Below are 12,380 nucleotides of genomic sequence, written 5' to 3' on the forward strand. Positions count from 1 at the left end.
CGCTTCAAAAAGAATAAGTGTTTCCTAAATTAGGAAATGATAGGGCTTATGTTTTCTTCAATACCTTCTATGTTTTAAAAAACAGCGTTTGTTGGAAGATTGCTTCCCAGAAAATCGGGGCAGGCCGTTGTTGCTCATCGCAATGATCATTTATCTTTCAAAACTCAAATTCCAGCTGGTTGCTCTCCGGCTTTTCGATCTCTACATCATCATAAAACCGTGATAAGGTAATGCCCAAAAGTCTAACCTGTGTGGTGCCGATAGCGGCCTCTTCCAGGAGTTTAATGGCTTCAGCATAAATTACCTCTGCTTTGTTAATCGGTGCAGCGAAAGAGCGGCTGCGGGTGATCAGTTTAAAATCGGCAAACTTGATTTTTAAGGTTACCGTTTTTCCGCTGAGTTGATATTTTTCCAAACGTTTGGCCACCGTTTCACTGATCTGTTTCAGGAGGTCGTGCATCACCGAATCCTCATTGGTATCCTCCGGAAAGGTATCTTCTGCACCTACCGATTTGGTTTCGCGATGCGACTGAACCGGGCGCTCGTCAATACCACGGACAATTTTATAATAAAATCTTCCCGATTTCCCGAATTGGGCAACAAGCTGTGCTTCTGTTAATTTTTTTAAATCTGCACCAGTATTAATCTGCATGGCCTTCATTTTGGCTCCGGTAACTTTGCCTACGCCAAAGAATTTTTCCACCGGGAGTTTTTCCATAAAAGCTTTAATCTTCGATGGACCAATAAAAGTTAAACCATCTGGTTTGTTCATATCTGAAGCTACCTTGGCCACAAATTTATTAATAGAAACCCCTGCCGAAGCCGTTAAGTTTAATTCATTTTTAATGGCATCTTTAATGGATTGAGCAATGTCAATAGCCGATCCAATGCCGAGTTTGTCTTCAGTGACATCAAGATAGGCTTCATCCAATGATAAGGGTTCAATGAGATCCGTGTATCGGCTAAAAATTTCCCTAAGCGCTTTCGAAACCGCAGTGTAAGCATCAAAACGAGGGTAGACGAAGATGGCTGTCGGGCAAAGCTGGTAAGCTTTACTGGAAGACATTGCCGAACGGATTCCATATTGCCGGGCTTCATAACTGGCTGTAGAAACTACGCCACGGCTATCAGGCTTGCCACCAACCACTAAAGGCTTTCCTCTGTATTCGGGAAAATCACGTTGCTCTACCGATGCATAAAACGCATCCATATCAATATGAATTATTTTTCTTAAAACCGTTGGTGTTAAATCAGACATGCAATGATCTAAATTTCGCGATTTTTATCAGGATTATTCAGTTAGATTTTTTTTCTTTACAAAATATGGAGAGAGCAATTCGTTTTTATAAAAACGCAAAACACGAATGGTATGCCGATATACCAGAATGGGGTGGAGCTATTGCCGATTTGCAAATGGTAGAAGGCGCCGATGAATTATTAAACTGGATAGCCACTGTTGAAAGCGAATGTAAATTACTGATGGCTGATGCACCTATTGATAATGCCGAGATTTTAGATCTTGTATATGCGCGTGAAGAGAATTTAGGCGGTGGTGGAGATTACCTGTTAGAAAACTTTAGAGGAGAATTTAAAAACCATAAACTTTGGCTTTGCCACGTAACGGAGTTTGTTTTTAAGCAGTTGCCCGAGCGTATTTATTTTAAAGAAATTGATTAAGTGTGATCATTAGGAAATAAAGATATTGGAGTTTTATTCGTTGCGTCCGTCATCCTGAACTTGTTTCAGGATCCATTTAAGCACCATTCCTTTACTATTGATTTATCATTATTAATTAGCCAAGCGGGATCCATCGTTCAGAAGACCCTGAAACAAGTTCAGGGTGACGGTTCTGGGTAGTATCAAATTAATTCAACAATATTTCTACCTTATTCAGTAACGAATCCATTTCGAATGGTTTTTCCATAAAATCATTTGCACCCGCATCCAGCGCAGATTGCCTGATGTCTCTGCTTGCCGAGATCATTAAAATCGGGATCTCCTTATATTGTGGATCGTTTTTAAGTTGTTTGCATATATCCCTGCCATCATGCCCGCTCATCCAGATGTCGAGCATAATCAGATCTGGTCTGTTTTTAACCGCATCAATTACTGCTCCACCATCATATGTAAATTCAACATCGTAACCCATTACTTCCAAAATCATCGTCACAGCATCAACAATTCCTTCGTCATCATCGGCAATGAGTATTTTCTTATTTCCCATTTTGTAATTTTATTTCATATGGTTTTGTTTTGCAATCGGTACAATGAGATGATTAACAGCGTATAATTATTAAAGCGGTAAAGATGCTTTTTGTTTTAAAAAAAATGAATATTTATTTAAAGAATTTTACCATTATGACAATCAACGACTTTTTCAATGGATTTCATCGCTGATTATACAGGCGCATCAATACAACGTGAAATACACAATTTTAAAGCTTATCAAATATTTTGGACATTTATAGTTTATATTTACAGCGTTTATTCGAATTAATTGGGTTTAATAACCAAAAATGGATAGTATTAATATTAAGAAGTTAGCAGAAGCATTAAATTTATCTACTTCTACCATTTCGAGGGCTTTTAGGGATAATAGTGACATTAATGGAGCTACCAAAGCGCGTATATTAGCCAAAGCAAAAGAATTAAACTATCAGCCTAACCATTACGCCAGTAATTTAAGGGAGCAAAAAAGTAAAACCATTGCGGTTATTGTACCCGAACTGGCCAATAATTATTTCTCACAGGCCATTCATGGTATTGAACGTTTAGCCAGAGAAAATGGTTACCATATTCTGATTTACGTAACGGATGATGATTATAATAAAGAAGTAACTTTTATCCGTCACTTACACAACGGCAGGGCCGATGGCATTATCATGTCAGTTTCAGGAGAAGCCAATGACCATAATTACCTGAATAAATTTGGAAGCAAAAGATTACCGTTGGTGTTTTTCGACCGGATTTACGAAGACATTGATACCCCAAGGGTAATTACAAACGATTATAACAGCAGTTTTCTGGCTACAGAGCATTTAATAGAGCAGGGTTGCAAACGAATTGCCTACCTGGTGGTGAATAAAAGTTTATCCATTGGTAAAACCCGTATGCAGGGCTATATTGATGCGCTGGCCAAACACCAGATTTCTTTTGAAGAACACCTGATTGTTGATTGCAGCAACAGTTACGAAGAAAACAGCATTATCATCAAACAAGCTTTAACGCAATTAAAACCCGATGGTATTTTTACCTCGGTAGAGCGTTTGGCCTTCGCCACATACTATGCCTGTTACGATCTGCATATCAACATTCCCAAAGACTTAAAGGTGATCAGTTTCTCCAGTCTGGAAATCGCGCCTTTGTTAAACCCCTCCCTCACCACCATCACCCAACCGGCTACCGAAATAGGAGAGGAAGCGGCTAAATTATTGTTTACTATTTTGGATGATCATGCCGATAAAAACCTGCCCAATGAGGTGGTTTTAGAATCTAAAATTATCAAGCGGAATTCGACCGTAAACGGCTAAAAAATACCCTTAAAAACGAGCTCATTTTTAGCCGTAAATTTTCAAAAAATTTCTTCACTTAGTGTAAAATACGCAGAATTCTGACCGATTTTCGGGAACGTTCCCGAAAGATGACTGAATTTTGATCTAATTTTTTCGGGAACGTTCCCGAAAAAAGCCACAAAAATGGCTTAGTGTAATAATTACACTTTAAATTAAAATTTAACAATTATAATTTATTGATTATCAAATCATTATAAAATCAACAATTATTTAATATAGATTTTTACTGATGACAAAAAGCTCAATTTTGTGTTGATTTTCCGGCTGCAATTTTGGTCGGAAATATATTTTTTAAATAAATTTTGAAATATCATTAACAGCTGTAAATTAGGCCTATGTGTAAATCACTATAATATTTAACCAAATTTTTATACTTAAACGAGCTTCAAATATGAGAGTATTTTACCTGTTAAAACAGGGGCTTTTGGTGCTGTTAGTTTTTTCAGCATTAATGGTAAAAGCACAAACCGGATCGGTGTCTGGTAAAGTGCTTGATGAAACCGGCCTGCCATTACCTGGCGCTTCTGTAGTTGTAAAAGGAACGACAAGAAGTACATCAACTGATGCGAATGGTAATTATAAACTAGCAGGTTTATCGGATGGTTCGATAACCTTATCTGCAAGTTTTGTCGGTTATCAAACCCTTGATAAAGCCGTAAGCATTTCAGCAAATGCTACTGTTAATTTTCAATTGGTACCCGATGCACAAAAACTGAACGAAGTTGTGGTGATCGGTTACGGTACTGCAGAAAAGAAAAACCTAACCGGATCTATTACCACCGTAAGTGCGAAAGATTTTCAAAAGGGCGCAATTACCACACCCGAGCAATTAATTCAGGGTAAGGTAGCAGGGGTGAACATCATCTCTAACAGCGGTCAACCTGGAGTAGGTAGCCAGATCCGTATCCGTGGCGGAGCATCATTAAATGCCAGTAACGATCCGTTAGTGGTAATTGATGGGGTACCATTTAGTGGTAATACCATCGATAATGCGCCAAGTCCGTTATCGCTGATTAATCCGAACGATATAGAAACCTTTACCGTACTGAAAGACGCAAATGCAACCGCTATTTATGGTTCAAGGGCATCAAACGGGGTAATTTTAATCACCACTAAAAAAGGTGGTTCTGGTGCACCTGTAATAAACTTCAGTACCAATAACTCCATTGCAACAGTGGCCAGAAAAGTAGATGTACTGTCTGCCGATCAGGTTCGCGCTTACGTTAATGCCAATGGCAATGCGACACAAAAAGCCTTGTTGGGAACGGCAAATACCGATTGGCAGGATGCCATTTACCAGCGTGCATTTACCTCTGATAATAACCTGAGTATAGCAGGTTCGTTCAAAGGTGTGCCTTACCGTGTTTCAGCAGGTTATTTAGATCAGGATGGTTTATTGATTACCGATAAGTTAAAACGTGGAACAGGTTCAATTACTTTATCACCAAGATTGTTTAAAGATCATTTAAAGATTGATTTAAACTTAAAAGGATCGTTAACCGATTCGCATTTTGCAAATGCTGGTGCAATTAACTCAGCTATTCAGTTCGATCCAACACAGCCAATTTATGCAGACAATAAATATGGTAACTATTTCGAATGGACACAAGGTACAGGAAGTGCAATGGTTCCGAACCCAAATGCACCACGTAACCCTGTTGCATTAATCAGATTACAGGATAATAACGGTAATGCTGCACGGAGTGTAGGTAACGCTAAATTCGATTACTCCTTTCACTTTTTACCAGAATTACACGCGAACTTAAACCTTGGTTACGATGTATCTAAAGGTTATGGTAGCATTGCTGTGCCAACTTACGCTGCTCAATCTGCAGCAACAAGTGGCTCATTTTCAAGGGCTTTAAAAACAGAAGCTGATAAATTTTCTGAGTTCTATTTAAATTATGCACATACCGTAGAAAGCATTAAAAGTAGATTTGATGTAACTGCTGGTTATGGTTATTATGATATTGCCACCACTGGTTATAACTTTACCAACTACACCGGTTTAGGTGTACCAATCGTTACCCCGGTTTTCCCATTTTCTGTAGAACGTAATAAAATGCTTTCTTACTACGGAAGATTTAACTATACACTTGCTGATAAATACATCCTGTCGGCTACGATGCGTGCCGATGCTTCTTCAAAATTTGCTGAAAGCAATCGCTGGGGATATTTCCCTTCAGTAGGTTTTACCTGGAGAATTATCGGAGAAAATTTCCTTAAAGACAGCAAAGTGTTATCTGATCTGAAATTGAGATTAAGTTATGGCGAAACAGGTAATAAGGATGGTGCTGATATTGGTAACTACAATTACATCGCTAAATATTATGCGAGCAGCAATACTGGTCAATATCAGATTGGCAATACTTTTTACAATTATTATGCCCCGGCTGGATATGATCCTGATTTGAGATGGGAAACCACTACTACTTATAATGCAGGTTTAGATTATGGATTTTTAGGCGGAAGGTTATATGGTAGCATTGATGTGTATTACAAAAAAACTGCCGATTTATTAAGTAAGATTACCATTCCGGTAGGAACAAACTTTAGCAATGAACTGGTTACCAATGTCGGTAATATGGATGTTAAAGGTGCAGAAGTAAGCTTAAATTTTACGGCCGTTAAAACTGAAAATACCACCTGGGATTTTGGTGTAAATGCCTCTTACAATAAAAGAAAGGTAACCAATTTAACCCTGAACCCGAACTCTGGATTTAAAATCGATGCTGGTGATATCTCAGGCGGAACCGGTATCCACTTAAAATACAATGCGGTTAATCAGATTCCTCAATCCTATTTTGTGTACAAACAGGTTTATGATGCAGGCGGCAAACCACTAGAAGGTGTTTATCAGGATTTAAATGGTGATGGTACCATTACTACTGATGATCAGTATTTCTATAAATCGCCCGATCCTCAATTTACTTTTGGTTTCAATACCTCGTTTACCTACAAAAAATGGAGCGTTAATACGGTTTTAAGAGCCAGTTTAGGCAATTACGTTTATGATAACGTGAGTTCGAACTTTGGTATTAAGTCAAATCTGTTAAGTTCGGTAGGTATCCTGAATAATGCCAGCAGTGATATATTGAATACTGGTTTTACCAATACGCAATACCTGAGCGATTACTATATCAAGAATGCATCCTTTCTGAAAATGGATAATTTAGGTTTAGCCTATAATATTGGCAAACTATCTAAAGATGGAACCGCAACGATGAGAATTTCGGCAAACTGCCAGAATGTTTTCGTTGTAACGAAATACAAAGGTCTTGATCCGGAATTAGCTACAGGTATCGATTATAACCTGTATCCACGACCAAGAACATACACGCTAGGTTTAAACGTTGGTTTTTAATAGAAGAAAATAAAATGAAAAGCTCATTTAAAATAATATTGGCATCGGCGGTTTTAGTGTTATCATTAAACGCATGCAAAAAAGACGCATTAAATCTAACACCAACCAACGATGTAACAGCAGATATTGCTTACGCTACGCCTGCAGGTTACAAACAACAGTTGGTGAGGTTATATGCAAATTATGGATTAACAAGTCCATCGGGTTCAGATAACAGTGATGTTGGGGGCTTAAACTCAGGTTTTGCAGATTTTTTAAGGTTATTCTGGACCTCGCAAGAATTGGTGACAGATGAAGCAGTGTGTAATTGGGGCGATACCGGTATTCCTGAATTAGATAATGCAACCTGGTCTACCGATAATCAGTTTTTAAGGGGTTTATACTCACGCAGTATCTCGCAAATTACCCTGGTTAACGATTATTTACGCCAAAGTACTGCCGATAAACTGGCTTCACGTAATATTACCGGAGCAGATGCAACTAATGTTGCACGTTATCGTGCAGAAGCCCGTTTCTTACGTGCCTATCAGTATTGGGTATTGTTAGATGCATTTGGAAATCCACCATTTGTAACTGAAGCTGATGAAATTGGAAAGGTTAACCCTAAACAGATTCAGCGTGCAGCCTTGTTTGCTTATGTGGAATCAGAATTGAAAGCCATAGAAAGCGACCTTGCTGAACCACGTGCTAACGAGTATGGTCGTGCAGATAAAGGCGCAGATTGGGCATTGCTGGCCAGGTTGTATTTAAATGCGCAGGTTTATACTGGTACTGCAAAATACACAGAAGCAATTACCTATTCGGGTAAAGTTATTGCAGCCAGTTATACTTTAAATCCGAGTTATGCCAATCTGTTTAAAGCAGATAACAATATCGGAAACACCGAGAATATATTAACCATTAATTATGACGGTGTAAACGGAACCAATTACGGAGGTACCACTTTCCTGATCAACGCGGCAGTTTATGCATCAGCTGATGCTGCAGGTATGGTGGCAGGTGACTATGGTGTGCCAAATGGTGGTTGGGCCGGTAACCGTACCCGTCAGAATTTACCAGCCTTATTTCCTAATACTACAGGATCTATTGATAAACGTGGTGTTTTTGTTGGACCGAAAGCCACAATAGATGCCATTTCAGATCCTAATGATGGTTTAAAGGTAACCAAGTTTAAAAATGTAACTTCAGGCGGTACAACGCCTGCATCATTAAACGGAACATTCAGTTCTTTAGATTTTGCCCTTTTCCGTTTGGCAGAACAATATCTTATTTATGGAGAAGCAGTAGCCAGAGGCGGTTCGGGTGGTAATGTAACAGATGCTTTAACTTACGTGAATAGATTACGTCAAAGAGCTTATGGCAATGCAAGCGGTAATGTTAGCGCAGCAGCTTTAACAACTGATTTTTATTTAGATGAAAGAGGTCGCGAGTTGTATTGGGAAGGTCACCGTCGTACCGATTTAATCCGTTATGGCAAATTTACCGGCGCTACTTATTTATGGCCGTTTAAAGGTGGTGTAAAAGCTGGTACTAGTTTGCCTGCTTACCGTAATCTATATCCGATTCCGAATGCTGATTTAATTGCAAATCCGAATCTGGTTCAAAACACTGGTTATTAATCTCATAACATATGAAATCAATATTATTTAAATCCTTAGCGGTATGCTGTTTAGCGGTATCGCTTTGGTCTTGCAAAAAAGACGAAACGCAGACGGTTTCGAATGTAAGCCCTACGGGTACACTTACTGCCTCGGCTACGAGCTTAAGCTTAGTACAGGCAAACGGAACAAAACCTGCGTTGACCTTAACATTTCCTGCATCAACCGTTACGGGTTACACGGTTCCGGTAACCTCTACCATTCAGTTTGATATTAAAGGAAAAAACTTTGCTTCGCCTAAAGAATATGTAATCAGTACAACTTCCTATTCGCCTACGGTAAACGATTTTAATACCATGATGTTAGCACTTGGTGCAACTATCGGTACACCTGCACAGGTAGAAGTAAGGTTAAAGTCAGGTCCTGCAGCAAACGCCATGACCTATTCAAATGTAATTACGTTAAGCGCAACTCCTTATTTAGCATCTGCATGGATTTATGTACCTGGTAATTATCAGGGCTGGAATCCTTCAACGGCAGACAGTTTGGTATCCTTAACCAGCAATGGCATTTATACCGGAATCATCAAGTTTGATGGTAGTCCGTTTAAAATTACACCAGAGAAAAAATGGGATGTAGCTTATGGCGATGCAGGTGGCGGTACAATTAGTACCTCTGGCGGCGATATCAGTTCAGTATCTGCAGAATTCAAACTACTAACCGTTGACTTAAATAAGAAAACCTATACCATTGCAAAAGCCGACTACTGGTCTGTTATTGGTAATGCAATTCCTGGAAGTAACTGGGCGGTAGATACCGATTTAAAATTTATTAATGACGGAAAAGGCACCTGGCAAGCGAAAATTGCTTTAACAGCCGGTGCTTTTAAATTCAGATTAAACCACGATTGGACAACCAGTATTGGCAACAATGGCGCTGATATCATGGTAACCGATGCCGGAACCTATACTTTAACCTTAACCGTTAATGCTGATGGTAAAACCGGATCATACACCATGGTTAAAAATTAATCATTAACTAAACTATTCCTGTAGAGATCGTTTGATCTCTGCAGGATTTTTAAAATCATTAAAAGTTTTAGCATGATAAAATCGCTTACCTCAGCTACCTTTTCTTCCGTTATTCCTTCTCCCTTTAATGCTCAAACTAAAATCCAGGCAAATGTGCCGGGATTAAAAAAAATATTCATTGTCCTGATTGTACTGTTTAGCAGTATCAATCTCTTCGCCCAAAAACTGGAGCGTGTAGAGCCCATGTTCTGGTATGTGGGGATGCATAATCCTAAATTACAGTTACTCGTGCACGGCAATAACATTGCCCAAACCACAGTAGCCTTAACTTATCCAGGTGTTAAGCTGGTTAAAGTAAATAAAGTAGAAAATCCCAATTATCTATTTCTCGATTTAACAATTGCCGCTACCGTAAAATCGGGTAGTTTTCCAATCAATTTTTCTGTAAATGGCAAAAAGATATTCAGTTATACTTACGAATTAAAAAACCGCGATAAAAGCGCAGGTAGAATTCAGGGCGTAACCAACAAAGATTTTATTTATCTGCTTATGCCCGATCGTTTTTCGAATGGCGATAAAAGCAACGATGTAGTTCAGGGTTTAACAGAAATGGCATTAAACCGCGATAGCATGTACTACCGTCATGGTGGCGATATACAAGGCGTAATTAACCACCTCGATTACCTGAAAGATTTGGGTGTAACTACAGTCTGGATGACTCCGGAGGTAGAAAACGATATGCCACAGGCTTCTTACCACGGCTACGCAGTAACTGATCACTATAAAATAGATCCCCGTTATGGCACAAATGCACTTTACAAAAAGTATGTAGAGATTGCCCATGCCAAAGGATTAAAAGTAATTAAAGATATTGTACACAACCACATTGGTACACAACATTGGTTTTATAAAGATTTACCGATGAAAAACTGGTTAAACCAATGGCCAAAATATACCCAAACCAGTTACCGCGATCAGACGGTAATGGATATACATGCCTCAGCATCCGACCGCAAGCAGATGTTAGATGGTTGGTTTGTACCTTCAATGCCTGATTTAAATCAAACCAATCCTTATGTGCAGAATTACCTCACTCAAAATCACATTTGGTGGATTGAATATGCTGGTATTGATGGTTTGCGTTTGGATACTTACGGTTATAATGATCCGGTTTATATGGCCGATTGGGCCTTAAAAGTTCAGGCGGAATTCCCGCATCTATCTGTTTTTGGTGAAACATTGGTAACTGCAGTGGCTAACCAGGCCTTTTTTACAGGAGGAAATACCGTTAACCGAGGTTTTGATACACACCTTCAAGGTATAACCGATGCTACTTTGAAAGATGCCATTTACGAAGGAATAAATGGCAAAAACGGTTGGGTAGACGGAATTAACCGTTTGTATGCCACCTTAGCACACGATTTTCTTTATAAAAATCCAAATACCAACTGCATCTTTTTGGATAACCACGATATGAGCCGCTTCTATTCGATGGTTGGTGAAGATTTCGATAAATATAAAATGGGAATGAGCATCCTGTTAACCATGCGCGGCATTCCTGAAATGTATTACGGAACAGAAATTTTAATGAAAAACTTTTCCAATCCCGATGGTTTAATCCGTTCCGATTTTCCAGGTGGATGGGATGGCGATAAAAAAGACAAATTTACAGCAGGTGGCCGTACCAATAAAGAAAATGATGCCTTCAACTTTGTTAAAACCTTGGCAAATTTTCGCAAAAGCAGCGCAGCATTACAAACGGGTAAACTGATGCAATTTGTCCCTCAGGATGATATTTATGTTTATTTCCGCTACAATGCAGAACCAAAAGGAACAGTAATGGTTATAGTAAACAATATTGACAAAGAAAAAATGGTAAATACCGATCGTTTTGCCGAAAGAACAAAAGGGATTACAACCGCTAAAAATGTAATCACCGGCGAAAACATCGATTTTAAAAGCATTAAAGTGCCCGCTAAAACAACATTGGTTTTAGTATTAAATTAATTTCCGTCGACTTAAGTCGACGACTACAGATAAAAAATATGCTAGAAATACTCCCGACTTCGGACTCCGGACTTCCGACTAAAATCAAAGCCTGTCTATTCGATTTAGATGGCGTCCTGGTTGACACCGCCGTTTATCACTACAAAGCCTGGAAACGTTTAGCCAATACCATGGGTTTCGATTTTACAGAAGAGCAGAACGAACAATTGAAAGGTGTTAGTCGCGTAGAAAGTTTGAATAAGATTTTGGCCTGGGGTGGCATAGAAAAAACAGATAGCGAAAAGGATGAGCTTGCTGGCTTAAAAAATAGCTGGTATGTAGATATGATTACTAAAATGACACCTGCAGAAGTTCTACCCGGAACGGTTGATTTTTTAACGGCGATTCACAAAGCGGGTTACAAATTGGCTTTAGGCTCGGCAAGTAAAAACTCAGGAATTATTTTGGAGAAAACAGATCTTGCTCATTTCTTCGATGAGATTGTTGACGGAAACATGGTGACCAAATCAAAACCCGATCCGGAAGTATTTTTAAAAGGAGCCGAACTCTTAGGCTTCGCACCTGACGAATGTGTGGTTTTTGAAGATGCTGTTGCGGGGGTAGAGGCTGCAAAAAGAGGCGGAATGAAAGCCATCGGTATCGGCGAAAAAAGTGTGCTTACCCAGGCAGATGTAGTCGTAAGCGGATTAGACAAATTAGCAGTTAAAGATTTAGAGAATTTATAGGCCTCTGGCCGTCATTGCGAGGCACGAAGCAATCTTAAAGCGAAAGAAATTCAAATCAATTACCATGAGAAGAATTTTATACA

The 12,380-nt window shown here is 39.0% G+C and carries 9 protein-coding genes; 7 read left to right on the forward strand and 2 right to left on the reverse strand.

Annotated elements, in window-relative coordinates:
- Window positions 1-157: 157 nt before the first annotated feature.
- Window positions 158-1,258 (reverse strand): DNA polymerase IV, encoded by a 1,101-nt coding sequence (dinB, locus tag AC04QZ_RS13760; RefSeq protein WP_478358219.1) that lies wholly within the window; start codon window positions 1,256-1,258, stop codon window positions 158-160.
- Window positions 1,259-1,323: 65 nt separating this feature from the next.
- On the opposite strand from dinB, the gene AC04QZ_RS13765 reads away from it, so the two are divergent.
- The gene (locus AC04QZ_RS13765) at window positions 1,324-1,677 is read left to right on the forward strand and encodes a DUF6717 family protein (protein WP_478358220.1); all 354 of its coding nucleotides are present in this window, start codon (window positions 1,324-1,326) and stop codon (window positions 1,675-1,677) included.
- Window positions 1,678-1,864: 187 nt separating this feature from the next.
- On the opposite strand, the gene AC04QZ_RS13770 is transcribed toward AC04QZ_RS13765, so the two are convergent.
- Entirely contained in the window at window positions 1,865-2,224 is a 360-nt protein-coding gene (locus AC04QZ_RS13770; RefSeq protein WP_478358221.1) for a response regulator, read from the reverse strand.
- A gap of 292 nt (window positions 2,225-2,516) precedes the next feature.
- Here AC04QZ_RS13770 and AC04QZ_RS13775 point away from each other — a divergent pair, with 292 nt between their 5' ends.
- The 6 genes from AC04QZ_RS13775 to pgmB all read left to right on the forward strand — a co-directional run bounded on the left by AC04QZ_RS13775 (window position 2,517) and on the right by pgmB (window position 12,297).
- Complete coding sequence (locus AC04QZ_RS13775; RefSeq protein ID WP_478358222.1) at window positions 2,517-3,530, forward strand: LacI family DNA-binding transcriptional regulator; 1,014 nt, start codon at window positions 2,517-2,519, stop codon at window positions 3,528-3,530.
- Between the two features lie 433 nt (window positions 3,531-3,963).
- A complete protein-coding gene (locus tag AC04QZ_RS13780) occupies window positions 3,964-6,936 on the forward strand; it encodes a SusC/RagA family TonB-linked outer membrane protein (protein ID WP_478358223.1) in 2,973 nt (990 codons plus the stop codon).
- A 14-nt stretch (window positions 6,937-6,950) separates the two neighbouring features.
- Entirely contained in the window at window positions 6,951-8,555 is a 1,605-nt protein-coding gene (locus AC04QZ_RS13785) for a RagB/SusD family nutrient uptake outer membrane protein (protein ID WP_478358224.1), read from the forward strand.
- 11 nt (window positions 8,556-8,566) lie between these two features.
- Window positions 8,567-9,565: a SusE domain-containing protein gene (locus AC04QZ_RS13790; protein ID WP_478358225.1), complete on the forward strand. Its 999-nt coding sequence runs from the start codon at window positions 8,567-8,569 to the stop codon at window positions 9,563-9,565.
- Window positions 9,566-9,637: 72 nt separating this feature from the next.
- On the forward strand, window positions 9,638-11,572 hold the full coding sequence (locus AC04QZ_RS13795) for a glycoside hydrolase family 13 protein (RefSeq protein WP_478358226.1): 1,935 nt from the start codon (window positions 9,638-9,640) through the stop codon (window positions 11,570-11,572).
- A 38-nt stretch (window positions 11,573-11,610) separates the two neighbouring features.
- The gene (pgmB, locus tag AC04QZ_RS13800) at window positions 11,611-12,297 is read left to right on the forward strand and encodes a beta-phosphoglucomutase (protein ID WP_478358227.1); all 687 of its coding nucleotides are present in this window, start codon (window positions 11,611-11,613) and stop codon (window positions 12,295-12,297) included.
- The last annotated feature ends 83 nt before the right edge of the window (window positions 12,298-12,380 follow it).

Source organism: Pedobacter folensis (genome assembly GCF_056490665.1).